Below are 23,937 nucleotides of genomic sequence, written 5' to 3' on the forward strand. Positions count from 1 at the left end.
TCAAATCCTGTCCCCGCAACCAACGGTATCACAAAAGCCCCTGTCCCACCGGACCGGGGCTTTTGTGCGTTTGGCGCACATGCTTCCTCCGCGAACACTGACCTGCTCCCCGAAAATCATGCGATTGGTAAGTTAGCTCGTCAGATGGAGACGAGCGATACGGCGAGGCCGTTTTACCGAGGATCAGATCATAGGCGTGCTGCGTGAGCACGAGGCTGGCGTGAAGACCGCCGAGCTGTGCCGGAAGCACGGCATCAGCGACGAGACGTTTTACAACTGGAAGTCGAAGTACGGCGGGATGACCGCGTCGGAGGCGGCGCGGTTGCGGACGCTGGAGGACGAGAACCGACGGCTGAAGAAGCTCCTGGCGGAGTCGATGCTGGACGTGTCGGCGCTGAAGGATCTGCTGGGAAAAAACTGACCCGGGCTGTGGATCGCTACGCTGCGGTGGAGAAGCTGATGGCCGACCACGGTTTCTCCGAGCGTCGTGCCTGCAGGCTGATCGGGGTCAATCGGTCGGCATGGCAATACGAGCCGCTTCGCGGGAAGCACGATGCTGTCCGCGAGCGGATGCGCGAGATCGCCAACGAGCGTCGCCGGTTCGGCTCTCGCCGGTTGGCAATCCTGCTCAGGCGTGAAGGCGAGGGGCATGAACCTGAAGAAGGTGTACCGGCTGTATCGCGAAGAGCGGCTGACGGTGCGCAGGCGCGGCGGCCGGAAACGGGCGCTGGGCACGCGGGCGCCGATAGCGATCCCGCAGGAACGCAACCAGCGTTGGAGCCTCGACTTCGTGTCGGATGCATTGGCCTGCGGCCGGCGGTTCCGCGTACTCAACGTCATCGACAATTACAGCCGGGAATGCCTGGCATGCATCGTCGACACCTCGCTGTCAGGCCGGCGTGTCGTCCGCGAACTCGCCGCCATCGCCGACCGTCGCGGGCTGCCGTGCATGGTGGTCAGCGACAACGCAACCGAACTGACCAGTCATGCCGTTCTGACTTGGTGCCAGGACACCGGCGTCGAGTGGCATTACATCGCTCCGGGCAAGCCGCAGCAGAACGGCTTTGTGGAATTGTTCAATGGTCGCTTGCGCGATGAGTGCCTGAACGAGCACCTGTTCCCCTCGCTGGCTGCAGCAAGACGGATCATCGAGGCATGGCGGACCGACTACAACACCGTGCGTCCGCACAGCAGCCTCGGTGGCATGGCACCCGCCGAGTTCACGAACCGCCCCAGCCACGGGCATGAGGACACCGAAGCTAACTTATCAACAGCCTGAAAATGGGGAGCAGGTCACGCTTCCCGTTTTCCAGGCAGCCGATAGCTTGGCTTCGGTTTAGTATCGGGCGGCGCTTACAGGAGCTTTCATGACCATTGGTACCTCGGACGCCGCCGCGCAGCTCGCCGCCATCCGCCCGCCCGCGACGGGCGTGCCCGCGATCGGCATGCCGGAGTATCGCGCCCGGCTGGACAGGGCGCGCGGCCTGACCGCCGCGCTGGGGGCGGATGCGCTGCTCGTGCCGGCCGGCCCCAGCCTGCGCTATTTCACCGGCGTGCCATGGGGCGCGACGGAACGCCTGGTCGCGCTGCTGCTGCCGGTATCGGGCGAACCGATCATCGTATGCCCGCGGTTCGAGGCCGGCACGCTGGCGGCGGACCTGACCATTGCCGCGGATCTGCGCTTCTGGGAGGAGGACGACAGCCCGGTCGCGCTGGTCGCCGATGCGGCGCGCGGGATGGGGACGGTCGCGGTCGATCCGCTGCTGCCGTTCGGATGGGGCGAGGCGCTGCGCCGAGCGGGCGTGTCGCCGGTCGACGGGGCGGCGGCGATCGACGGCTGCCGGATGGTCAAGTCGCCAGCCGAGCTGGCTTGCCTTGGCGCGGCGAAGGCAATGACGTTGGACGTACAGCGTCGCGCCGCGGCGATCCTGCGGCCGGGCATCGCCGCGAGCGAGGTGGTGCGCTTCATCGATGCGGCGCATCATGCGATCGGAGGCGGCGGCTCCTATTTCTGCGCGGTCCAGTTCGGGCGCGCAACCGCCTTTCCCCATGGCCTGCCGGGCGACCAGCTGTTGGAGGAGAACCAGCTGGTGCTGATCGATACCGGGTGCCGCGTGCACGGCTATCATTCGGATATCACGCGCACCTATGCCTTCGGCACGGTGACGCAGGAGGTGCGCGACATCTGGGGTATCGAACATGAGGCGCAGGCCGCCGCCTTTGCCGCGGTGGCGCCGGGCGTGCCGTGCGAGGCGGTCGACGCCGCGGCGCGGGTGGTGCTGGAGCGGCATGGACTGGGGCCGGAGTATCGGCTGCCCGGGCTGCCGCACCGGACCGGCCACGGCATCGGGCTGGCGATCCACGAACCCGCCTATCTCGTGCGCGGCGACCGGACATTGCTGGCCCCGGGCATGTGCTTTTCCAACGAGCCGATGATCGTCGTGCCCGACCGGTTCGGCGTGCGGCTGGAAGATCATTTCCACGTCACCGCGACCGGCGCGGCGTGGTTCACCCCGCCGCAGCCCGCGATCGACCGGCCGTTCGACTAGATTCGCCAGCCGTTGCGGCGGCTACGGCCGGGGCGCCGCGACGGGCACCGCCGGTCCGGTAACCGCTGCTGCGTCGGAACCGGCGCCGCGCTCGTCGGGCATGGCGTGCCTGTTGCGGATCAGCTGTCGCGGCGACAGGGCGTGCCAGCGGCGGCAGGCGCGGGCATAGCTGCTCTGTTCGGCATAGCCGAGCATCGTCGAGATCTGCGACACCTGCAACGCGGTCGCGGACAATTCCCACGCCAGTTCGCGGCGGACATCGTCGAGGATCGCCTCGAACGGCATGCCCGCCTCCGCCAGCCGGCGTTGCAGTACGCGCGGGTGCAGCCCGATCGCATCGGCGGTCGGGATCAGCGCCGCATGCCCCAGCCGCATCAGGCGATGGATCGTCTCGCGCACGTAATCGACCAGCGGGAGGTCGTGGCCGCTCTGCGCCAGATAGTTTTCCGCCAGTTCCAGCGCCGCGGCATCGCGGCCACGGATCGGCTGTTCGAGCAGGTGCGTGGCGAAGTGAAAGGCGTTTTCCGGCGCACCGAATTCGACCGGACAGCCGAAGAACGCGCGATAGCGTTCGGGGGAGGACAGGCGCTGGTGCTGCATGGTGATGCGCAGCGGCAGGAAGTCGTCGCCGATCATCAGCCGGAACGCGCCCAACGTCACCGCCAGGCTTTTCTCGATGATCTGCGCGCGGTGCGCGACCTGGCGCAGCGCGATGTCATAGGTGAAGACGGCGCTGTGCGTGCCCCGCTTGAGCGTCGCGACATCGGGCGGTGCGCAATGGTGGAGATAGCGGCACACGCCGTCGATCGCACCCGATACCGTCTCCGCATTGCGGATCAGGACGGCGACCGGGCCGAGGATGTCGATCCCCTGCTTCACCGCGAGCAGCAGCCCGAAGTCCTGCCGGTGCAGCTCCGTCGTCGCCGCGCCGATCACCGCGGCGACCCCGCGGTAGGAGATCAGGCGACGGCCGTCGCCGGCGGCCGCCGGATCGATGCCATGCGCCTGCATCAGCCGGTCGGGATCGCCACCGAGGCTCCTGACGAGCGGGGCGAAGTGCAGCAGCGCGGTTCCGGCGATCAGGTCGGCCATAGTCGCGAAAAGATAAACAATAATCGCCTTATGACAAGTCACCCGGGCAGCGTTGCGTCATCATCGGACCGGACCGGTGACGACAACCGGCGGAGAGGGTGTAGAGATGCAATCGATGACCCGTGCCACGCGCGCGGATGTCCATCGGCGCGCCACTGCGGGGGGAGCCGCAGGATCGCCGCCGATCCGCGCATGTCCCGTCGCGTCGGACGATGTCGCCCCCCGTCGAACCCTGTCGCCCGCCCGCGGTGCAGGCGCACGCGCGCCGCGCCCGGTACGCGTCCGGCCGCAGATCGATACCGACACTCGCACAACGACAAGGGGGAGACGACATGCTCAATCGGCATAATTGCTCATATGGCGTGCTGGCCGCGCTGATCCTGCTGCCGGCCGCGGTGCAGGCGCAGACGGCGCCCGTGCCCGCGCCCGCTTCCGCCGGCGCGCAGGACGCACCCCCGACGCCGGATGCGACGACGGGCATCACCGAAGGCGACATCATCGTCACCGCCCAGCGCCAGTCGCAGGGCCTGCAGAAGGTGCCGATCGCGGTGTCCGCCTTCACCGCCGAAGCCCTGACCCAGCAACAGATCGTCAATCCGCTGGCGTTGCAGCAGACGCTGCCGTCGGTGACGTTCACCAAGACCAATTTCAGCGGCGGCAGCTTTACGATCCGCGGCATCGGTGACCTGTGCGTCGGCGTCACCTGCGACCAGGCGACCGCCGCCCATGTCAACGACATGCCGTTGCAGGACACGCGCATGTTCGACGCCGAATTCTTCGATCTGGAGCGGATCGAGGTGCTGCGCGGCCCGCAGGGGACGCTGTTCGGACGCAACGCGACATCGGGGGTGGTCAATTTCATCACCGCACGGCCGAACTTTACCGCGGTCGGAGCGGCCGGCGAGGTCGAATATGGCAATTTCGATTCGAAGCGCGTGCGCGGCATGGTCAACCTGCCGCTGTCGGACACGATCGCGGTCCGCGTCGCGGGCACGTATCTGAAACGCGACGGCTTCACGCGCAATCTGTTCGACGGCCGCGATATCGATGGCCGCGACCTCTACGGCGTGCGCGGCACCGTGTCGTGGCAGCCGGGCGCGAACACGCGGATCGACGTCATGGCCTATTATTCGCACGAGAAGGACGACCGCGCGCGCGTCCAGAAGCAATTGTGCCATCGCGATCCGACCGGAATCCTCGGCTGCCTGCCCGACCGGCTGGGCAACGACGTGCCCAACGGCAACGCGCTCATCAACACGATCGCGACCAGCCGCGAATTCCTGACGCTGGCGGCGCCGCCGCTCGTCCCCTTCGCGCTGGGCAGCGTCTACGGCGGCGATCCCAACCTCGGCCTGTCGAATCCGGCCGACCCGCGGACGGTCGATGCCGACGTCCCGCCGACCTATCGCGCGACCGAGCAGCAATATATGATGAAGCTGCGCCAGGACCTCGGCAGGATCGCGCTGACCGTCACCGGCGGCTACAGTTCCGACACGCTCGCCTCCACGGCGGATCTGTACCTTTCCACGCAACGGCCGCTCGCCGGCAACGCCGGGCTGGTCGCGCTCGATACGCTGGCGCGGCCGGGCTCGCCCTATGCCTTTCTCGGGGCGGTGCGATCGCGGCTGATCCCCAACGGCGCCGGCGGCAACGTCTGCCAGTCCGCGCTCGACCCCAGCGGCGTCGGACTGTTCGGTGGCAGGAGTATCGGCTGCACGCCGCAAAGCCTCGACTATGAGCGCGTCAGCCGCAACTCGCGCACCTATTCGGCGGAGGTGCATGTCGACAGTGCGTTCGACGGCCCCTTCAACTTCCTCGCCGGCGCGATCTATTTCGATTCAAATACCAAAAACAGCTTCTACAGTTTCGGTTCCTTCGGCCTCGACTATGCATCGGGCCTGCTCGGATCGGCGGCGACGGCGACCACGCCGGGCGTCGCGGGCAACAGCTATCTGATCTCGCCCTTCTTCAACAACCTCGGCGAACTGTTCACGCTGAAATCCTACGGCGTCTTCGGCGAGACCTATTGGTCGTTCGGCGACGGGTTCAAGCTGACGGTCGGCGCCCGCTACAATCACGACGAAAAGTATCTCGGCGCCCGCACCACGATCCTGAGCGTCGTCGCCCCGATCGGCGCGCAGCGTATCCAGGACGGCTATAATTTCACCTCGGTCGATTTCGATCCGTCGCTGGCGGGAATCCAGCCGCTCGCGATCAACCGCGCGCGGTTCGGACGGGTCACCGGCCGGGCGGTGCTGGAATATCAGCTCACGTCCCGCAACATGCTCTACGCCTCCTACGCGCGCGGCTACAAATCCGGGGGGATCAACCCGCCGGCGCCGCCCGAGGTGAACGTCGGCGCGACCTTCGCCCCCGAGAGCGTCGACGCGTTCGAGATCGGGTCGAAGAACAGCGTGCTCGGCGGCCAGCTGCGGCTCAACCTGACCGGCTTCTATTATCGCTACCGCAACCTCCAGCTCGGCCGCACGGTCGCGCAGACCGCGATCAACGACAATCTCAACGCCGCCATCTATGGCGCGGAGCTGGAGGCGATCGTCACGCCGGTTCCGCGGTTCGTCGTCAACATCAACGCCAGCTACCTGCGCAGCAAGGTGCAGGGCGACACCTTCTTTCCCGATGCCCGCGATCCCTCGGGCGGGCGCAGCGACGTCGTCATCATCAAGGACCTCAGCAACGCCTCCAATTGCGCGGTCGCGGCCCGCAACGGCGGGACGCCCGCAACGGTCAACGGCTTCGTCGGCGCGGTCAACGGCGCGCTCGGCCTGGCCGCCCCGGTCGCCATCCCGGGCCTGACCGCGACGGGCGCCTATGGCGTCTGTTCGGTCCTCGCCACGCAATCGGCGGCCACCGCCGGGCAGGTCGAGGTGCTGGGCGCGGGCGTGCCGGTCAACATCCGCGGGCGCAGCCTGCCGCAGGCGCCGCGCTACAAGGTGTCGGTCGGCGCGCAATATCGCATTCCGGTCGGATCGGGCGGTGCCGAGATCGTCCCGCGCGCCGATCTGGCCTATACCAGCGAGCTGTACACCTCGGTCTTCAACGACCGCGCCGACCGGGTCAGCGGCTATGCGATCGTCAACGCGCAGGTGCAGCTCAACCTCGCGGACGAACGCTATTACCTGCGCGGCTTCGTCCGCAACCTCACCAACAACAATGCGATCACCGGCCAGTATCTGGGCGACCAGTCGCTCGGCCTGTTTACCAACGTCTTTACGCTGGAACCCCACCAGTACGGGATCGCGGCCGGCTTCAAATTCTAGATGGAAAAGTCGCCAAAAGACAAATCAAGGTCGCATCAAGGCAAGTTTTCTGCCGAGCGATCTGTCACCTTCCCATCATCAGGAAGCGGGAAAATGCCCGCCGGAGAGGATGTTACCATGACGATGCAGGCAGTGGTGATGCAGGACGGCGCGCTCGCGCTGTCGCGCGGGCCGATCCCGACGCCGGGACGCGGCGAGGTGCTGGTGAAGACACTGGCCTGCGGCATCTGCGGCAGCGATATCCACTGCGTCGCGCATGGCCCGAAGCTGATCGAAAGCGCCCGCGCGGTGGCGGGGATCGAGTTGTACGATCCCACCCGGCCGGTGGTGCTGGGGCACGAATTCTGCGCGGAGATCGTCGATCACGGCGTCGGCACGCGCAAGGCGCAGGCGGTCGGCACCCGCGTCGTCTCCGCGCCGTTCCTGCTGCGCGACTATCCGATCACGCTGGGCTTCGGCGGGTTCGAGACGCCCGGCGGCTTCGCCGAATATATGCTGCTGACCGAGGATCTGGTGATCCCGGTGCCGGACGACGTGCCGAGCGACATGGCGACGCTCGCCGAGCCGCTGTCGGTGGCGCTGCACGCCGTCAACCGCGGCCGGCTGGACCGGGACGACGTGCCGATCGTGATCGGTTGCGGACCGATCGGACTGGCGGTGATCGCGGTGCTGAAGATGCGCGGGATCGGCCCGATCGTCGCGGCGGACTTCTCGCCCACCCGCCGCCGGATGGCGGAGCGGCTCGGCGCCGACGTCGTCGTCGATCCGCGCGAGACGTCGCCCTACGACAGCTGGCGCGCCGTGGCGGCGGCCGCCGATCCGTCCCGCGTCGGCCGGCAGACCCCGATGTTTCCCGGCCATGCCTTCCGTCAGGCGGTGATCTTCGAATGCGTCGGCGTCCCCGGCGTCATCCAGCAGGTGCTCGCCGGCGCGCCGCCCTGTTCGAAGGTCGTCGTCGCCGGGCTGTGCATGGAACAGGACCATTTCTACCCGACCTACGGCATCCTGAAGGAAATCGATCTCGCCTTCTGCATCGCCTATTCGCCGCAGGAATTCGCGGAATCCCTTGCCGGTATCGTGTCGGGCAAGCTGGACGTCGGGGCGCTCATCACCGGCCACGTCGGGCTGGACGGCGTGCCGGACGCGTTCGACCGGCTCCGCGATCCCGAACAGGACGTCAAGGTCGTCATCACCGTGTGACCCGCATCCCCAAGACCCCATTCGATCGGAGAGACATCATGACCGTCACGACCGCTGCCGCCAGGGCACCCGTCTTTTCGTTGCCGCAGGACCGGCTGCTCACCCTGAACATCAACGACATTCCGATCCTGCGCGATGCGGCGGGACCGGGCGTCAGCTTCCAGCCGCTGTACGTCGATCCCGAGGCGGGGATATGGACCGTGATCGGGGTGTTCGCGCCGGGCGCGAAGCTGCCGACGCATCTGCATACCGGCAGCGTCCACGGCTATACGATCAAGGGCAGCTGGCTCTACACCGAATATCCCGACCAGGTGCAGGTGCCGGGCTCCTATCTCTACGAACCGGCCTCCTCGATCCACACCTTCGCCGTGCCGGAGACGAATACCGAGGACACGCACGTCCTCTTCATCGTCACCGGCGCCAATGTCGGCTTCACCGACGAGGGGCAGTTCCATTCGGTGCTGGATGCGGTCACCGTGCAGGCGCTGACCGCACAATGGTCGCAGGCCAATGGCGGCGCCCCGGTCGACTATATCACCGGCGGCACCGCGCGCCGCACCGCGGAGGCGGCATAAGGCCATGCCGGCACCGGGCGATTTCGCGTCCCGCACGCTCTACGCGGACGGCCGCCGCATCCATGTGCACGGCGCCGGCGACACCGGGCCGCTGGTCCTGCTGTGCCACGGCTTTCCCGAAAACTGGTACAGCTGGCGCCACCAGATGGTGGCGCTGGCGGCGGCGGGCTATCGCGCGGTGGCGATGGACATGCGCGGCTACGGCCGCTCGGTGAAACCGGCCGATCCGACCGCCTATCGCATGACCGAACAGGTCGCCGATTGCGTCGCGGTGGTGCAGGCGCTGGGCGAGGCGCAGGCGGTGATCGTCGGCCACGATCTGGGGTCGACCGTCGCGTGGAGCGCCGCCTGGACCCGGCCCGACGTGTTCCGCGCGGTGGCGGGCATGAGCGTGCCGTTCGGCGGACGCGGCCTCGCCGCATTGCCGGGCTCTCCCTTCGGCGAGCGGCGGCCGCATGCGGTGCAGGCGGACATCGCCGGGCCCGACCGCATGTTCTACCACGAATATTTCGCGCAGCCGGGCGGCGTCGCCGCGCACGAGGCGGAGCGGGACATCCGCCGCTGGCTGACCGCGGCGCTCTATTCGATGTCGGCGGACCGGCCGTTGCCGCCCGAACTCGCGGGGGTCGACCTCACCGCCCTGCCGGCGCCGTTTCTGCTCGACTTCGTCCGTGCCGCGATGAGCATACCGCGTCCCGGCACGATCGATGCGATCATCGACCTGCCCGAGACGCTGCCCGCGTGGCTGACCGCCGCGGTGCTCGACCATGCGGTCGCCGAACTCGAATATGGCGGGCTGGCGGGGCCGCTCAACCATTACCACAATGGCGAGATCGACTGGGAGACACTCGGCGCGTTCCAGGATCGGCCGGTCACCGTGCCGGCGCTCTACATCGGCGGCGATCGCGATATCGTGACGATCTGGGCACAGGAGGCGATCCGCCGCGCGCCGGAGCGGGTCGCAGACCTGCGCGGCCGGATCGTCGTCCCGCAGTGCGGCCACTGGATCCAGCAGGAGCAGCCCGCGCCGGTCACTGCCGCGCTGCTCGACTTTCTCGCCACCCTTTGACCGCTCACATCCGGAGACATTCATGACCCACGACACGCATCCCGGTACCGCGATGGTGACGGGCGCTTCCTCCGGGATCGGCGCCATCTATGCCGATCGGCTCGCCGCGCGCGGCTACGACCTGATCCTCGTCGCGCGGACGTTCGAGCGTCTTGACGGCATGGCGCGCACGCTCGCGGCGGCGACCGGACGCCGGGTCGACACGCTGGTCGCGGACCTTAACGATCCCGCCGCGCTCGCCACGGTGGAAGCGATGCTGCGCGATCGGCAGGATATCACCCTGCTGGTCAACAACGCCGGCGTGGGCGCGGTCGCGCCGCTGCTGCAATCGGATGTCGACGCGATGGACGCGATGCTCGACCTGAACGTCAAGGCGCTGACCCGGCTGACCTATGCTGCGGCACCCGGCTTCGTCGCCAGGGGGCGGGGCGCGATCATCAACATCGCATCCGCCGTCGCGATCTCCATCGAGGTGCTGAACGGGGTCTACGGCGCGTCGAAGGCCTATGTGCTGGCGCTGACGCAGTCGCTGCAGCACGAACTGGCCGACAAGGGCGTGCGGGTGCAGGCGGTGCTGCCCGGCGCGACCGCCACCGACTTCTGGACCGTCGCTGGCCTGCCGCACAGCAACCTGCCCGCCGGGATGGTGATGGATGCGCAGGAGATGGTCGATGCCGCCCTTGCGGGGTTCGACGCGGGCGAGGTGGTCACCATCCCGGCGCTGGAGGAAGGCGGCGACTGGGACGCCTATGACGCGATGCGCCGCAATCTCTCCGGCCGCGTCTCCACGTCGCAGGCCGCAAGCCGGTATCGGGTCGCGGACGTCGTTCCGACGCCGACGACCGGTAATCAAGGGCAATGAAAGACAGCTGATCGCCGGCGTGCCATGCGCGGGGCTTAGCGATCGTGCGGTACCGCCAGGCGCGCGCGGAGGAGGCGATCGAACCGCGATAGCGGGCACAGGCGGGGGCATCCGCGCATCGTGAGCGGGGCGAGCGTGACCTGCGGCGAGAGCCTGCGCAACGCCGCGAGCGGCTGCGCCTGATAGAAGAGGCGGACGTAGCGGACGCCCGATAGGCGGTCGCGCAGCCGCTCGATGACGATCGCGCCGCCGGGGGCGACGTCGTTGGCGGCATAGCCGGGCGCGACGAGATCGACACCCAGCGTCGCGGCGAGCGCGGTGACGTTGGTGTCGTGGCCGACGAGCAGGTCGAGGGCGGGGCCGTCGCGGTCGGCGAGGGCGGCGAGCATGTGGCGTGCGAGGACGGCGGACTGGTGCGCGGCCATGTAGGGCGAACGGGTGAAGACGTCGAACAGCGCGGCGTGGAGCGCACCGAGATGGCGCACCGTCGCGGGATCGGCGCGACCCCAGCCGACCTGCGCTCGCGGGAAGCCCTCGGCCTGTTGCAGCAGCAGCACCTGCGCGATGCCCGAGGTCGCGCGGATCGGGCCGGCGAGATCGATGCCGCGGCCGTCGCGCGACGGCGTCACGCGGGAAGGCCCCCAGTCGGTGCAGGCAACCGCCGCGCCGCAGCCCATGACGCGGTCGAGCAGGCGGATCGCGCCGGCATGGCGGCGGGCCAGCGTGTCGACGCCGTCCGTATGGCGCTCGATCGCGGCGACCGCCGTCGCGGCGTCGAAGTCGGTCGCGCCGGCGCGGAGCGGTTCGAAGAGGGGATCGATATCGGGCGCGTTGCGATGCGAAACGGCGATCGCGCATCCCGGCGCGAAGCCGCGGGCGAAGGCGGCGCCGCTGTCGATCGTGCGGACCGCGGTGTTGGCGTGGATCCGCACCGCCGGGCAACCGGTGCGCGGCACCAGCCCCAGCCGCGACCAGCGGTGGCGGTCGAACGTGCCGAGCAACGCCATCGCCTGCGCGCCGCGATCGGTCAGCCGGCTTTCGGCGACCGGCCAGCGCGGCCACGGTTGCGCGGTGCGCGTCGCCGCGGGGACCTCGCCGTCGAGCGGTGCGCGTATCCCGTGGCGCATCAGCACGACCGCCTTGTCGAGCACCAGCGCCGACCCGGCCTGCGTGGACGCGGATGCGGCTGCGGACGGGGCCGGCGAGAGGGCGGCCGCGAGGATCGCGGCGACGCGCAGGAGGATCGGATGATGGGTCATCGTCGCGCGATGGCGCATCGATTCGACGCTTTGATGACACTTGCACACAAATATATCCCAAACCGCCAGAATCATCGGTCGATCCCGGATATCATCAGAATACACTCAAATAGTCATCACCCTGTCATGCGGCGTCTCTAGCGGCCCGTCGCAGCGGAGCCGGCAAGGCTCGCATTTCCGCATCCAGGGGGACTTCATGACCGTTTCGACCGTGCGCGTCCGCGCACTCCATCTTCTGTGCACATCGGCGATCGGCCTGCTCGCCTGCGCCCCGGCATGGGCGGCGCCCGCCGATCCGGTCACCGATCCCGTGGCCAATCCGGTCGTGGCCGCCGTGCTGCCATCCGCCGGTCCCGTCACCGCCGACGAGGACCCGGAGCAGGGCGACATCGTCGTCAGCGGTCGCCGCCGGGCGATCGCCACCGCGCAGGACGACCAGCTGAAGAGCCAGTCGTTCGCGACGATCGTGTCGGGCGAGGAACTGCGCGCCCAGCCGCAGCAGAACCTTGCCGACCTGCTGACCCGGCTGCCCGGCCTGTCGTCGGCGGTCGACCAGTCGCGCAACGCGGCCGGGACGGGCGAGGCGCAGTATCTGTCGATCCGCGGCCTCGACAATGCCTATAACGCCTATATGTTCGACGGCGTCCGGCTGGCGCAGACCGATGCGCGGACGCGCGCGATCTCGATGAACCTGCTGTCGCCCTTCGCGCTCGCCGAGGTGCGCGTCGACAAGGCGCCGACCGCGGCACTCGACGGCGATGCGATCGCGGGCGTGATCGACCTGCGCACCGCATCGGCCTTCGCGCTGCCCGAACATCACGTCCAGATCCGTGCGCAGGGTCAGGTGGCGGGCCGCGCCGCGGCGCGCGACCAGGATCCGTGGGGCGGGACCGTGCAGGTCGAGACCGCGCAGCGCCTCGGCGACATCGGCGTCTATGCCTCGGCCTATTACGGCCGGAAGAGCATCCTCGGCGAATCGACCGCGATGCAGCACGACTGGGAAAAGTATAACAACGCCATCCCCGGCATGATCCGCGACAATCTGGACAATATCGCGCCGCGCGGCGTGCAGTGGAACGTGTTCCGCAACCGGATCGAGCGCGTCGGCGGTACGCTGAACCTCGACTGGAAGGGCGAGGATCTCGATCTGTATTCGCGCACGACCTATGGTCGCTACAAGCTGAAGAGCTACATGGACCAGACCGCGCTGCGCCAGACCGATCTGGCGCCGGGGCAGGTCAACCCCAATCCGGGCGGGCGCGGCAGCTATGACGCGGCAGGCTTCCGCGCCGATTACGGCGTGACCGCGACCGCCTATCACCGCACCGAACATTCGAACCAGCAGTTGTTCTCGACCAAGCTCGGCGGGCAGTCGCGCGCCGGCGCGCTGACCTTCGACTATCATGTCGCCTATTCGCGTGGCGAACAGGATTATCCGCTGCGCATCCAGTCGGGCTTTGCGACGCCGCCTTACGTCAATGCGGCCGGCACCGGCGTCGCGACCGAACGGCTGGTGACCAGCATCGGCAACCGCACCACGCCGCAGGTGGTGCTGTCGAGCGGGGCCAAGGCGGCGCTGATCGACCTTGCCAAGATCAAGCAATGGTATGTCACCGCGCAGTTCGAGAATGCGTGGGAGCGCCGTCTCGAAGGGCAGTTCGACGGCAACTGGAAGCTGGCCGACGAGGGGCTGGTGTCGCTGTCGGCGGGCGCGAAGGTGGAAGGATCGAAGCGCTATTCGAACAGCTTGGGCGACGACGGCGCGCTGCAATATACGTTTCCGCTGGCGAACGGCGCCAATTCGCCGCGCTATGCCGCGACCGGCCCCAGCGTCGCCGACACGCCGGGCACGGTGCTGAACGGCTTTATGCACCATGGCGCGCAGGTGCCGATCAAGTTGCTCGACACCGCCTATATCGAGGAGCAGGTGCGCCGGCTGTCGCTGTCGAAGCTGCCGGGTGTGAACCCGGTGCTGTTCGACGAGAACCGCCTGGACGGCAGCGAACAGCGGATCGGCACCTATGTGCTCGCCAACCTCGCCTTTGGCGACCTGTCGGTGATCCCGGGCGTCCGCTACGAATACAACCGGTTCGAGGGGACCTATTCGCAGGATCAGGGGACGGGCCGCGCGTTCGTGACCAGCGCCCGGAACTACAGCCAGTGGCTGCCGAGCGTGATCGCGTCGCTGCGCCCGAACGACCGGACGGTGTATCGCGCCTCGGTTCGCAAGAGCTATTCGCGCCCCGCGTTCGACCTGCTGCTCGGGCCGACGGAGATCGGGCGCAACGATTCGGGCCAGATCGATTCAGTGTTCATTCCGAACCCCAATCTCGACGCGGTGGAATCGTGGAATTTCGACGCATCGGCGGAATATAAGGGCGACGGCACCGACTTCTTCTCGCTCGGCCTCTACTACAAGCGGCTGAACCACGTGCTGTTCGCGACGGGCACGACCAACGCCGGCGGCGACCTCAACGTCTGGGCGCCGACGACGCCGACGTCGATCGACGGGGTCGAGGTCTCGACGCTCGACACCAGCGCCAAGGGCAAGGTTTATGGCATCGAGGGCTCCGCACGGTACAGCTTCAAGGGGCTGCCGGGCGTGTTCGACGGGCTGGGGCTGAGCGGCAACGTCACCGTCCAGCGGGCGAGCGCGCGGGTGCTGGTCAACGGCCAGATGCGCGACCAGCGGCTGACGCAGGCGCCGCGGCTGATGTACAATGCCGAACTGTTCTATGCGCGCGGCCCGATCCAGGCGGCGGTGAACTACAATTACACCGGCAACCGCCTGTACGACCTGCGGTCGAGCCGGCCGGACACCTATGTCCAGCCGGTGGCCAAGATGAATGCGGTCCTCTCCTATGTCTTCAGCGACGGGCTGACCGCGGGCGTCTCGGTCGAGAACGTGCTCGATGCGCACAATTACTGGGCGACGACGAGCGCGCGGCAGGCCTATCTGTCGAACGATCGCAAGGGCGGCTATGTCGAGACCGGCCGCGTCTACATGATGAACCTCGCCTACCGGTTCTGACCGGCGACCCGGGGGCGCTTTCCGGTCGGGAAGCGCCCCCCTTTTCTTCATCGGCAGCGCGCGGTCGCCGGATCGCAGCGGGCGACGGCGCCGCCGGGCAATGCGGCGCGATAGGCATAGCCGACCGGATCGGGAATGCCGTCATAGGCATCGGTGCTGATCCATTGCGCGCCCGATGCGACCGCGGCGTCGAGCCGGCGCCGGTCGCCGGTGCGCACCTCCGCCATCCCGGCATCGGCGCGGGTGCGGACGAGGAAACCGGCGCGGACGAGGCGGCGGATGCGGGCGCCCTCGACAATCGGGTCCTGGATGTTGAAGATTGCGGCCTCCGGCGCGGTTTCGTCGTAGAAGCCGAACATCGCGCGGCCGGCGAGTGCGGGATGGCCGGCGCGATAGGCGTCCTCATGCGCCGAAGAGCCGTCGAGCACGAACAGGAAGCGGCCCGCCGCCTGCGCCAGCGTCGGCCAGCGATGCGCGCGGACGGCGGCGCGCAGCGTCGGGGCGGTGCCGCGGACGGTATCGGGGGCGATCAGCCGCGCGCTGCCGATCGTCGCGTGGATGTCGGCGTCGAGCGCATCGAGCGCGGCGGCGTCGAACCGCGCGCCGCCCGCATCGCCGGTGTTGACCAGCACGACCAGCGGCATGTGGCCGGCATGCGCGTCCGACCAGCGGCGCAACACCGACAGGCAGGCGCGGAACGTCGGGCAGTGGGTTTCGGTATCGATGCCGGCGATGTGGAGGACCTTCGCGCCCGGCGCGGCCATCGCGGCGCGGGTGTCGCGATCGGCGTCGGCATAGGCGCCGCCGCGGGGATCGGGCGCGACGTCGAGCTCGATCTGGCGCAGGCCGAGCGCGAGCTGCGCCTCGAGCGGGGGATGGCCATAAGCGAGCGCGGGCCATTCGGCGGGCAGCGCGGCGGCGATCCGCGCGCGGGCGGCGGGTGAGGGATAGGGGCGATAGCTGTTGTGCGAGCCGAGCAGCTGCACCTGATCGAGGCGCGAGGTGGGCGCGGGTGTCGCCGAGGTGGCGAGCAACGCGAGGAGCGCGAGCGCGCGCGTCATGCCGCACCGCCCAGGGCGGGTTCGCTGATGCCGGGCGCGCCGGTTTCCCAATGGCCGGCGAGACGGTGCGTCGAATCGCCGGTGGTGACGGTGACGTCGTACCAGCGGTGCGCCGGCTGGCGTGCGAGGGTGATGGTCGCGCGGGCGTTTGCGGCAAGCGTGATGCGATCGACGTCCGGCGCGGCATAGGCGGAACGGATCGCGATCGCCGCGGCGGCGGTGCCGCGATTGCGCAGGCGCAGGACCGTGCGCCCGCTCTCGAAGGCGATGCGGCTCTCGATCCGCGCTGCCCCGGCGATGCTGCGGTGGAAGCCGTTGGGGCCGCTGACGGCGAGTGGGCGCGGGGCGGGCCAGCGATCGGTCAGGCTGCGCGCGGCGCCGACCGTGTAATGGCGCGGGCTGCCGTCGTCGGCGGCGCCCGCGACGACGAACACCGCGCCCTGCGGGCCGCGATTGTGGAAGGCGAGCGACAGCGTATCGCCCGCCCACGCCGGCACGACGTCGAGGTCGTAGGGCAATGCGCGGGCGGGGCGGGTGCCGGGCTCCTGCCGCGCGGGCGGCGGTGCGGTCGCGACCCTGGGCTTTGCCTGCCGGCAGGCGGCGTCGCTGGCGGCGACATAGCCGGTCGCGGCGGGCAGTGCGGCGAGCCAGCTGGTGTCGCGGCGCGTGTCGGGCGGGACGTCGAAGTCGAACAGCGAGGTCAGGTCGCCGCAGATTGTGCGCCGCCACGGGCTGATATTGGGCTCCATCACGCCGAAGCGCCGTTCGAGGAAGCGCAGCACCGAGGTGTGGTCGAACAGCTGCGAATTCACCCAGCCGCCGCGCGTCCACGGCGACACGACGATCAGCGGCACGCGCACGCCGAGGCCGACCGGCTCTCCCGCATGGACCTCGCCGCGCAGCGCGACGGTGCTCGCGCCCATGCCGGGCAGCGTCGCGGGCAGCGGCGGCGTCATGTGATCGAAGAAACCGTCATTCTCGTCATAGTTGAGGATGAACGCGGTCTTCGCCCAGACCGTCGGGTTGGATCCGAGCGCGGCGACCAGCGCGGCGGTCAGCGCCTGGCCATAGGCGGGCGGCGCGTCGGGATGTTCGGACATGTGGAACGGCGCGACGATCCACGACACCTGCGGCAGGCGGTCCGCCGCGACGTCGGCGGCGAAGGCGCGGACGAGGTGCTCGCCGCGCGACGTGTCGGCATTCGCCGCGGTCGATCCCGGTACCCAGGCGCGGGCGCGGGCATACGCGGGCGAGGCGGGGTCGAGCCCGCGATATTCGGCGAAATAGCCCAGCGGGTTGTCCGAATAATTGTCATATTCCTGATAGACGCGCCACGTCACCCCGGCGGCGTCGAGCCGCGCGGCATAGGGCGTCCAGCCGAGCCCGGCGCTGCCGTCGTCCTTTGCCATGTCGGCACCGGGATTGGGATCGACGCCGTCGTTGGTGACGTTGAACGCGCCCTCGCGCCCCACGGTCAGTCCGCTGGTGCCGGTCCAGTGATAGAGGCGGTTCGGCCCGGTCGGGCCATGGACGGAGGCGTGATAGGCGTCTCCGATCGTGAACTGGTCGGCCAGCGCGTAATAATAGGCCAGATCGTCGCGGGTCATGTAGCCCATCGCGAACGGGCCTTTTTCGGGCACCCACACGTCCCAGTTGCGCCAGCGCGCGTGGCTGCCCTTCCAGCTGTGGTCGAGGCCCTGCATGCAGCCCGCGCCGGTTGCGCGCGTGTCGAGCCGGAACGGGCGGACGATCGCACCGCCCTCGCTTGCGTCCTGCGCCTGCTCCCACACGCTCGCGCCGGCGGGCGATGTGGCGGGGCGTGGATCGCCGAACCCGCGGACGCCGCGCAACGAGCCGAAATAATGATCGAAGGAGCGGTTCTCCTGCATCAGGATGACGACATGCTCGACATCGGCGAGCGAGCCGGCCGGTGTGCGGGGGGCGCGGCCGGTGGCCTGCGCGGCAGCGGACAGGGCGGTGGACAGGGCGGTGCCGGCGACGAAAGCGCGGCGGTGGACGATGGGGCTTCGCATCCGGTCTGCTTGCGGCAGATTGATGACATTCGCGTGTAAAGTGCGGGATTGTTGACCGGATGGCGTGGGCTGCTACCACGCGGCGCGAGGGAGACGGGTCACGTGATGAAGCGCCAACGCCGGCAGGATGCGATCGTCGAACGGCTGGGCGCGGGCGATGCGCACGGCATCACCGAACTGGCGCTGGCGCTGGGCGTGTCCGACGAGACGGTGCGGCGCGAGTTGCGCGTGCTCGAGGCGGACGGGACGGTGGTGCGCAGCCATGGCGCGGTGCGCCTCGCCCGGGTCGAGGTGGAGGGGTCGTTCGCGACGCGGCTGCAACGCAATGCGGTGGCGAAGCAGCGGATCGCCGCCGCCGCGGCGCGCTACGTGGCGGACGGGCAGACGCTGTTCCTCGATGCCAGCACGACCGGCCATTATGTCGCGCGCGCGCTGCGCGACCATCGCGAGCTGACCGTCGTCACCAACGCGATCGGGGTCGCCGCCGAGCTGGGCGGGCGGGCGGGCAATCGCGTGCTGCTGGCGGGCGGCGAGCTGGATTACGACTATCGCGCCTGCTTCGATCCGACCGCGCTCGACTATCTGGCGCTGTTCACGCCGTCGCTCGCGATCCTGTCGGTCGAATCGATCCATCCGGACCACGGCTTCACCGACTATCACGTCGGCGAGGCGGCGACGTGCCGGCGGATGATCGCGCAATCGGCGCGGGTGCTGGTCGCGGCGGATGCGACCAAGTTCGGACGCTATGGCACGATCCGGGTCGCCGGGTTCGACGCGGTCGACGTGCTGGTGACCGATGCCGCCCCGTCGGAGGATTATCGCAAGGCGCTGGCGGGGATCGAACTGGTCGTCGCCTGACGGCGCAGCAGCGGCAGTGCGACCAGCGCACCCGCCGTCGCGATGCCGACATGGATCAGCCAGAAGCGCGACGCAGGCATCGTCGCATAAGCGGCGCCGAGGCGACCGACGACCAGATGCGCGACGAAGCCGTGGAGATAGAAGATGCCGACCATCATCCCGCCGCGGCCGCGCGGGGCGGCGGCGGTGATGAGCGCGAGCGCGGCGGGCCAGGCGAGGACGATGCCGATGTCGAGCAGCAGCACGACGACGACCGGCCCCGCCAGCCCGAGCCGCGCATCCGACAGCGCGAGCAGCGCGGTGAGCGCATAGCCGGTCGCGACCGCGACGCAGCCGAGCGCGAGCTTCGCGGTGGCGGGCGGCTCCCACCCCCGGTGCGCCAGCCGCGGCCAGCCAAGGGCGCCGGCGACGACCAGCAGGATCGTGAACAGCCCGTCCGCCGCGGCGAACCACGCCGGCGGCACCGCGAAGCCGCCGACATGGAGGTCGACATGCGCGTCCGCCCAGACGAGGAAGATGTTGGTGAGCTGTTCGTAGGCGCTGAAGCACAGCGTCACCGACACCACCGCCAGCCAGGCGCGCGCGAGGCCCGGTCGGCCGCCGGCGGGTGCGGGATCGGCCATGCCGGCGGGCGTCGCCGGGACGGTGCGGAAGATGGCCAGCGCGACGATCATCCCCGCCGCCACGGCGCCGAAGGCATAGGAAAAGCCGAGCCGCGCGGCGATCAGCCCGCAGACGAGCGGGCCGAGCATCGCGCCGACGTTGAGGAAGCCGAGATAGACGAGGAAGGCGCGGTCGCGGCGCGAATCGCCCGGCGGATGCGCCGCACCGACCGCGGCGGCCAGATTGCCCTTGAGGCACCCGGTGCCGACGATCAGCAGCGCCAGCCCGGCGAGCAGCGCGGCAGGGTAGATCAGGCAGAGATGCCCCGCGGTCATCAGCACGCCGCCGGCGACGATGATCGCCCGGCGCGAGCGCAGCCGATCCGCGAGCATCCCGCCGAAGGGTAAAGCGAGATAGGTCAGCGCGCCGTACAGGCCGTACACCTGCGAGGCGAAGGCGAGGTCGCCGCCCGTCCCGGTCGTGCCCTCGATCGCGCGGCGCAGCGTCGCGAGCCCGACGACCCGTTCGACGCCGCCGGGCAGCACCACGGTGAGCAGGTACAGCGTCAGCAGCGCCTTCACGCCATGGAGCGAGAAGCGCTCCCACGCCTCGGTCAGCGCGAGTCGGCGAAGCGTCGAACTGGGCGTCGAATTGGGCGTCGAGGCGGGCGCGGGGTGCGTCATCGCAGCCGCCCTTAGGCGCGCAGTGTTGCAGTCCGGGGTCGGCGCGTGGGGTATGGCCGCGCGCTCGCGGGCGCAGTCCCGTCGATGCGCGGCCTATCGCGCGGGCGGGCGGCGGCGCATAGCGCCGTGATGGCCGATCCCATCCTCTACAGTTTCCGCCGCTGCCCCTATGCGATGCGGGCACGACTGGCGCTGGCGGCGAGCCGTACCCGCTACGCGCTCCGCGAGGTGCGGCTCGCCAACAAGCCGGCCGCATTGCTGGCGGCATCGCCCAAGGGCACCGTGCCCGTGCTGCAGACGGCCGCGGGAACGGTTATCGACGAAAGTCTGGCGATCATGCGCTGGGCGCTGGCCGCGTGCGACCCCGAAGGCTGGCTGGCACGCGACGACGCGGCGCTGATCGCCGCCAACGACGGCATGTTCAAGCATCATCTCGACCGGTACAAATATCCCGATCGCCATGGTTCGGACCCCGGCGCGCACCGCGCCGAGGGCCTCCGTTTCCTGCGCGATCTCGAGGCGCGGCTGACGGGGGCCGATCAGTTGGGCGGCGCCTCGCGCGGGCTGACGGATGCCGCGATCCTGCCGTTCGTCCGCCAGTTCGCCGCGGTCGACCGGCCGTGGTTCGCCGCGCAGTCGCTGGCGCGGTTGCAGGCGTGGCTCGCGCACCACCTCGCCTCGGACCTCTTCGCCGGGATCATGCAGCGGGCGATTCCCTGGTCGCCCGACGCGCCGCCGTCAGGCGGACCCGGGTAGCGCGGCGACCGGGTCGCTGGCCACCGGTGGCGGGGGCGGGGGCGGGGCGCGTCGCCGGCGCGTGACGGGCGTCAGCCATTCCGCCAGCGACAGACCGGTATGGTCGATTGCCTTGACCACGATCATCCCCGCGGCGCGTGCATCGCTGAGGGCGTCGTGATGCTGTAACGGAATGCCGAGATGGCGGGACACGACGTTGAGCTTGTGGTTCGGCAGTTCGGGCCAGGCGCGCCGCGCGACCCGAACGCTGTCGAGCCAGACCGTGTCGACCATCGCCCGGTCGTGGACGCGACAGGCCGCGGCGACGGCGCCCTTGTCGAAATGGGAATGCGCGACGGTGATGCGGCCGGCCAGGTGGCCGCAGACCGCCTCATGCACCTCGGCGAAGCACGGTCGCCCGACGACATGCGCCGCGGCGATGCCGTGGATACGGGTGTTGAAGCTGCTGAACCGGTCGCGCGGATCGACCAGCGTCTCATATTCGAACTGGATACGGCCATCGCGAAACCCGACGATTCCGATCTGGCAGATGCTGCTGACCCGGGAACAGGCGGTTTCGACGTCGATGACGACGAAGTCGGGCGCGTCCGCGATCTGCGTGGCGGTCATGACGGGACGGGGGCGGGAGGGACCATGCGCCGGCGCATACAGCCCCGCCGGCGCGCTGTCCAAGCGGCCCGGTCGCGGTAACGGTCGGGTGCGCGCGGTGCCGCGTCCGACCGGCCGGGCGTCAGTCCTGGTATCGCAGCCTGTTCGCGAAGCCTTCGTTCGCCTTGGTCATCTTGCCGACCTTCCGGAGTTGGGCGCGGACGTGGCGGTCGAAGCGGCGGTCGTCGTGGATGCCGGTGGCCGGATATTCGTCCCGGGCGAGCAGGTCCTTGATCCGTGCCGCGAACGCCGCGCGATCGTCGGCGCTGTCGGCGGTTCTGAGCGCGCGGCAGGCCCATTCCTCGGCGGCGGCCTTGTCGTAATCGTCCGCTGCCGCATAGCCGCGCCGGTCGGCGGCCGCCTGATCGAGCCGCGCCGCCTGCAACCGGCTGTCCAGCCAGGTACGGACGCGCTCGCCGTCCCATGCGTCTGCCGAACCGCTCATGATGCTTTCCACCTTCGAATCGGGAGTGCCCGCCGGGCACCGGCGGCTGCGCTTTCCATACGCGCCGACGCTTCCCATCTAGGCGGCATGGATGAAGACCTCAATCGCCTCGGCCTGATCGACGAGGAGGAGATCGCCCTCGACGAGGCCGCCCTGACGCTGGCGCTGCTCGATCACCCCGGCACCGATCTGGCGTCCTGCCGCGACCTGCTGGACGCGATGGCGACGCGGCTCGAGGCGGTCGGCGGCGATGCGGAAACGGCGGCGGCGCGGGCCGATGCGCTCGCCGCGGTGCTGGGCGGCATGTTCGGGTTCGCCGGCGATGCCGAGACCTATGACGACCCTGCCAATGCCGACCTCATCCGCGTCCTGGAGCGCCGCCGCGGACTGCCGGTGAGCCTGTCGATACTCTGGGTCGCGATGGCGCGGCGGCTCGGCTGGAGTGCCGATGTCCTCGACGTGCCGGGGCATGTGCTGGTCGTCGTCGGCGCGGAGGCGACGCCGGTGATCGTCGACCCGTTCGCCGGCGGCGTCCGCGTCGGTGCCGATCGGCTCGCGGCACTGCTGGACGCCTATGCCGGAGCGGGACGGGCGGCGACGCATGTCGCGGCAATGCCGAACCGGGCGGTGCTGGTCCGCCTGCTCCAGAACCAGGCGTCGCGCGCCGAGCAGGCGGGGCAGGGGCGCCGCGCGCTCGCGCTTTACGTTCGCATGACGGCGATGGCGCCCTTCCATCCGCATGCGTGGTGGGAGCGCGCCCGGCTCGAACTGGTCGACCATGACGTCGCCGCGGCGCGCGCAAGCCTCGGCGCGATGCTGGAGATCACGCGCGAGCCGGCGTTGCGCACGCGCGTCATGGCGACCCTCGACGCGCTGCCGGCCGGATGAGCGCAGCACGGTACGCGCGCCGCCTGCGTTATGCCGGCGCGACTCCGTCGGCGTCGACGCGCGCCGCATCGATCAACGTGCCGACCAGCCTCACCCGCTTTTCGACGAGGTCGACCGGCGTCCGCTGCAGCTCGAGCTGGTAACGACCGCCCGCGTCACGGCGCAGGTAGAAGGCGCCGCCATCGCGAATCAGGGTGCCGGTCTCGTCGATCCGGGTCCCGATGGCCGCCATGCGCCGCCCGATCCTGCCGCTAGCGTGCGGAGGCGATCAGCGGTCGCGCTCGAGGCGCTTGCGATCGGCCTTGCGGGCGCGGCTGACCGCGGCGGCATGCTCGCGCGCACGCTTTTCCGACGGCTTTTCGTAGTGGCGGCGCAGCTTCATCTCACGATAGACGCCTTCGCGCTGCAGCTTCTTCTTCAGGGCGCGCAACGCCTGATCGACGTTGTTGTCGCGTACGGTAATCAACATGGAAATCGGCCTCGGACTATCGGTGGCTGCGGCACCTACCGCCAGACGGCTCGGTTGCCAAGAAAAGGCTGAAGGGCGACCCCGCACGACATCCTGACGACGATCGTACGCGGGCCTGCCCGTCACATCAGGTCGTACTTAACCTGTTCGGGCGCAAAGGACCAGAGCATCGGCAGAAAGTCGGGTCGCGCGACCTCCTCGCCGTTCGTCAGCTCCATCCACAGGCCCATCTCGCGCCGGCCGAGCATCTGGCGGTCGCCGTCGTCGAGCATGACGACGGTGTCGTCCGGACAGGTTTCGATCGGCTCCCAGTCGGGTTCCCACACCGTACCCGCCACGTCCTCTTCGGGATGCCGGAACGACGCGTCCCCCGATCGCTCCCCGACCGGAGGCGCATGATGCAGGCCGATTCCGGACAGGCCCTCGATCTCTGCGCGCTCGACCGGAGGCAGATCGGCGAAGTCGGGGTCGAGCTTTTCATGCGTCATGTCAGGTCGGATCCCGTTCGATAAGGAGCCATGACAACGCGCCGGCGCCGGTTGCGGGCGCGACGATCGTAAAAAAGGGCGTCATCGCGG

The 23,937-nt window shown here is 69.4% G+C and carries 20 protein-coding genes and 1 pseudogene; 11 read left to right on the forward strand and 10 right to left on the reverse strand.

The window, feature by feature from the left end; all coding sequences use genetic code 11:
* Positions 1-157 precede the first annotated feature (157 nt).
* Positions 158-1,279: pseudogene (locus B2515_RS04800) on the forward strand (IS3 family transposase).
* A gap of 88 nt (positions 1,280-1,367) precedes the next feature.
* On the forward strand, positions 1,368-2,549 hold the full coding sequence (locus B2515_RS04805; RefSeq protein ID WP_293874349.1) for a M24 family metallopeptidase: 1,182 nt from the start codon (positions 1,368-1,370) through the stop codon (positions 2,547-2,549).
* Positions 2,550-2,570: 21 nt separating this feature from the next.
* Here B2515_RS04805 and B2515_RS04810 read toward each other — a convergent pair whose 3' ends face one another.
* Positions 2,571-3,641 (reverse strand): AraC family transcriptional regulator, encoded by a 1,071-nt coding sequence (locus B2515_RS04810; RefSeq protein WP_293874352.1) that lies wholly within the window; start codon positions 3,639-3,641, stop codon positions 2,571-2,573.
* Positions 3,642-3,973: 332 nt separating this feature from the next.
* Between B2515_RS04810 and B2515_RS04815 the strand changes: the two genes are divergently transcribed.
* From B2515_RS04815 to B2515_RS04835, 5 genes are all read left to right on the forward strand, one after another.
* Positions 3,974-6,919, forward strand: a complete 2,946-nt coding sequence (locus tag B2515_RS04815; protein ID WP_293874354.1) for a TonB-dependent receptor — start codon at positions 3,974-3,976, stop codon at positions 6,917-6,919.
* 117 nt (positions 6,920-7,036) lie between these two features.
* Positions 7,037-8,119, forward strand: a complete 1,083-nt coding sequence (locus tag B2515_RS04820) for a zinc-binding dehydrogenase (RefSeq protein WP_293874356.1) — start codon at positions 7,037-7,039, stop codon at positions 8,117-8,119.
* Positions 8,120-8,157: 38 nt separating this feature from the next.
* On the forward strand, positions 8,158-8,694 hold the full coding sequence (locus tag B2515_RS04825) for a 2,4'-dihydroxyacetophenone dioxygenase family protein (RefSeq protein ID WP_293874358.1): 537 nt from the start codon (positions 8,158-8,160) through the stop codon (positions 8,692-8,694).
* A 4-nt stretch (positions 8,695-8,698) separates the two neighbouring features.
* A complete protein-coding gene (locus B2515_RS04830) occupies positions 8,699-9,763 on the forward strand; it encodes an alpha/beta fold hydrolase (RefSeq protein WP_293874360.1) in 1,065 nt (354 codons plus the stop codon).
* A 22-nt stretch (positions 9,764-9,785) separates the two neighbouring features.
* Entirely contained in the window at positions 9,786-10,625 is an 840-nt protein-coding gene (locus B2515_RS04835; RefSeq protein WP_293874362.1) for an SDR family NAD(P)-dependent oxidoreductase, read from the forward strand.
* Positions 10,626-10,660: 35 nt separating this feature from the next.
* Here B2515_RS04835 and B2515_RS04840 read toward each other — a convergent pair whose 3' ends face one another.
* Positions 10,661-11,884 carry a histidine-type phosphatase gene (locus tag B2515_RS04840; protein WP_293874365.1) on the reverse strand — a complete coding sequence of 408 codons (1,224 nt, stop codon included), beginning with the start codon at positions 11,882-11,884 and terminating at the stop codon, positions 10,661-10,663.
* A 196-nt stretch (positions 11,885-12,080) separates the two neighbouring features.
* Here B2515_RS04840 and B2515_RS04845 point away from each other — a divergent pair, with 196 nt between their 5' ends.
* Positions 12,081-14,915 carry a TonB-dependent receptor gene (locus B2515_RS04845; protein ID WP_293874368.1) on the forward strand — a complete coding sequence of 945 codons (2,835 nt, stop codon included), beginning with the start codon at positions 12,081-12,083 and terminating at the stop codon, positions 14,913-14,915.
* A gap of 47 nt (positions 14,916-14,962) precedes the next feature.
* Here B2515_RS04845 and B2515_RS04850 read toward each other — a convergent pair whose 3' ends face one another.
* Both B2515_RS04850 and B2515_RS04855 read right to left on the reverse strand, forming a co-directional pair.
* Positions 14,963-15,976, reverse strand: coding sequence for a Ca2+-dependent phosphoinositide-specific phospholipase C (locus tag B2515_RS04850; protein WP_293874371.1), 1,014 nt, complete (start codon positions 15,974-15,976; stop codon positions 14,963-14,965).
* Positions 15,973-18,009, reverse strand: coding sequence for a phosphocholine-specific phospholipase C (locus B2515_RS04855; protein ID WP_293874374.1), 2,037 nt, complete (start codon positions 18,007-18,009; stop codon positions 15,973-15,975). The genes B2515_RS04850 and B2515_RS04855 overlap by 4 nt, the downstream gene beginning before the upstream one ends.
* A gap of 105 nt (positions 18,010-18,114) precedes the next feature.
* Between B2515_RS04855 and B2515_RS04860 the strand changes: the two genes are divergently transcribed.
* On the forward strand, positions 18,115-18,867 hold the full coding sequence (locus B2515_RS04860; protein ID WP_293874377.1) for a DeoR/GlpR family DNA-binding transcription regulator: 753 nt from the start codon (positions 18,115-18,117) through the stop codon (positions 18,865-18,867).
* On the opposite strand, the gene B2515_RS04865 is transcribed toward B2515_RS04860, so the two are convergent.
* Complete coding sequence (locus B2515_RS04865) at positions 18,825-20,153, reverse strand: MFS transporter (RefSeq protein WP_293874380.1); 1,329 nt, start codon at positions 20,151-20,153, stop codon at positions 18,825-18,827. The genes B2515_RS04860 and B2515_RS04865 overlap by 43 nt on opposite strands.
* Before the next feature lie 129 nt (positions 20,154-20,282).
* Between B2515_RS04865 and B2515_RS04870 the strand changes: the two genes are divergently transcribed.
* On the forward strand, positions 20,283-20,909 hold the full coding sequence (locus tag B2515_RS04870; protein WP_293874383.1) for a glutathione S-transferase: 627 nt from the start codon (positions 20,283-20,285) through the stop codon (positions 20,907-20,909).
* Here the strand turns inward: B2515_RS04870 and B2515_RS04875 are convergent.
* Together B2515_RS04875 and B2515_RS04880 are read right to left on the reverse strand one after the other, a co-directional pair.
* Positions 20,892-21,518 (reverse strand): 3'-5' exonuclease, encoded by a 627-nt coding sequence (locus tag B2515_RS04875; RefSeq protein WP_293874386.1) that lies wholly within the window; start codon positions 21,516-21,518, stop codon positions 20,892-20,894. The two genes, B2515_RS04870 and B2515_RS04875, sit on opposite strands and share 18 nt — an antisense overlap.
* Positions 21,519-21,639: 121 nt before the next feature.
* Positions 21,640-22,002, reverse strand: coding sequence for a hypothetical protein (locus B2515_RS04880; RefSeq protein ID WP_293874388.1), 363 nt, complete (start codon positions 22,000-22,002; stop codon positions 21,640-21,642).
* An 87-nt stretch (positions 22,003-22,089) separates the two neighbouring features.
* On the opposite strand from B2515_RS04880, the gene B2515_RS04885 reads away from it, so the two are divergent.
* A complete protein-coding gene (locus B2515_RS04885; protein ID WP_293874390.1) occupies positions 22,090-22,890 on the forward strand; it encodes a SirB1 family protein in 801 nt (266 codons plus the stop codon).
* A gap of 28 nt (positions 22,891-22,918) precedes the next feature.
* On the opposite strand, the gene B2515_RS04890 is transcribed toward B2515_RS04885, so the two are convergent.
* The 3 genes from B2515_RS04890 to B2515_RS04900 all read right to left on the reverse strand — a co-directional run bounded on the left by B2515_RS04890 (position 22,919) and on the right by B2515_RS04900 (position 23,847).
* Entirely contained in the window at positions 22,919-23,122 is a 204-nt protein-coding gene (locus tag B2515_RS04890; protein WP_293874392.1) for a DUF5818 domain-containing protein, read from the reverse strand.
* Positions 23,123-23,158: 36 nt separating this feature from the next.
* The gene (rpsU, locus tag B2515_RS04895) at positions 23,159-23,359 is read right to left on the reverse strand and encodes a 30S ribosomal protein S21 (protein WP_293874394.1); all 201 of its coding nucleotides are present in this window, start codon (positions 23,357-23,359) and stop codon (positions 23,159-23,161) included.
* Positions 23,360-23,481: 122 nt separating this feature from the next.
* Entirely contained in the window at positions 23,482-23,847 is a 366-nt protein-coding gene (locus B2515_RS04900; protein ID WP_293874396.1) for a hypothetical protein, read from the reverse strand.
* Positions 23,848-23,937: the final 90 nt, after the last annotated feature.

This window comes from Sphingomonas sp. UBA978 (assembly GCF_002292295.1).
Taxonomy (GTDB): domain Bacteria; phylum Pseudomonadota; class Alphaproteobacteria; order Sphingomonadales; family Sphingomonadaceae; genus Sphingomonas.

Coding starts and splice junctions, on each gene's coding strand:
- B2515_RS04810 (WP_293874352.1), bottom strand. CDS start 3,641: ATGGCCGACCTGATCGCCGGAACCGCGCTGCTGCACTTCGCCCCGCTC.
- rpsU (WP_293874394.1), bottom strand. CDS start 23,359: ATGTTGATTACCGTACGCGACAACAACGTCGATCAGGCGTTGCGCGCC.
- B2515_RS04845 (WP_293874368.1), top strand. CDS start 12,081: ATGACCGTTTCGACCGTGCGCGTCCGCGCACTCCATCTTCTGTGCACA.
- B2515_RS04850 (WP_293874371.1), bottom strand. CDS start 15,976: ATGACGCGCGCGCTCGCGCTCCTCGCGTTGCTCGCCACCTCGGCGACA.
- B2515_RS04890 (WP_293874392.1), bottom strand. CDS start 23,122: ATGGCGGCCATCGGGACCCGGATCGACGAGACCGGCACCCTGATTCGC.
- B2515_RS04875 (WP_293874386.1), bottom strand. CDS start 21,518: ATGACCGCCACGCAGATCGCGGACGCGCCCGACTTCGTCGTCATCGAC.
- B2515_RS04885 (WP_293874390.1), top strand. CDS start 22,090: ATGGATGAAGACCTCAATCGCCTCGGCCTGATCGACGAGGAGGAGATC.
- B2515_RS04880 (WP_293874388.1), bottom strand. CDS start 22,002: ATGAGCGGTTCGGCAGACGCATGGGACGGCGAGCGCGTCCGTACCTGG.
- B2515_RS04840 (WP_293874365.1), bottom strand. CDS start 11,884: ATGACCCATCATCCGATCCTCCTGCGCGTCGCCGCGATCCTCGCGGCC.
- B2515_RS04815 (WP_293874354.1), top strand. CDS start 3,974: ATGCTCAATCGGCATAATTGCTCATATGGCGTGCTGGCCGCGCTGATC.
- B2515_RS04865 (WP_293874380.1), bottom strand. CDS start 20,153: ATGACGCACCCCGCGCCCGCCTCGACGCCCAATTCGACGCCCAGTTCG.
- B2515_RS04870 (WP_293874383.1), top strand. CDS start 20,283: ATGGCCGATCCCATCCTCTACAGTTTCCGCCGCTGCCCCTATGCGATG.
- B2515_RS04855 (WP_293874374.1), bottom strand. CDS start 18,009: ATGCGAAGCCCCATCGTCCACCGCCGCGCTTTCGTCGCCGGCACCGCC.
- B2515_RS04835 (WP_293874362.1), top strand. CDS start 9,786: ATGACCCACGACACGCATCCCGGTACCGCGATGGTGACGGGCGCTTCC.
- B2515_RS04820 (WP_293874356.1), top strand. CDS start 7,037: ATGACGATGCAGGCAGTGGTGATGCAGGACGGCGCGCTCGCGCTGTCG.
- B2515_RS04900 (WP_293874396.1), bottom strand. CDS start 23,847: ATGACGCATGAAAAGCTCGACCCCGACTTCGCCGATCTGCCTCCGGTC.
- B2515_RS04830 (WP_293874360.1), top strand. CDS start 8,699: ATGCCGGCACCGGGCGATTTCGCGTCCCGCACGCTCTACGCGGACGGC.
- B2515_RS04805 (WP_293874349.1), top strand. CDS start 1,368: ATGACCATTGGTACCTCGGACGCCGCCGCGCAGCTCGCCGCCATCCGC.
- B2515_RS04825 (WP_293874358.1), top strand. CDS start 8,158: ATGACCGTCACGACCGCTGCCGCCAGGGCACCCGTCTTTTCGTTGCCG.
- B2515_RS04860 (WP_293874377.1), top strand. CDS start 18,115: ATGAAGCGCCAACGCCGGCAGGATGCGATCGTCGAACGGCTGGGCGCG.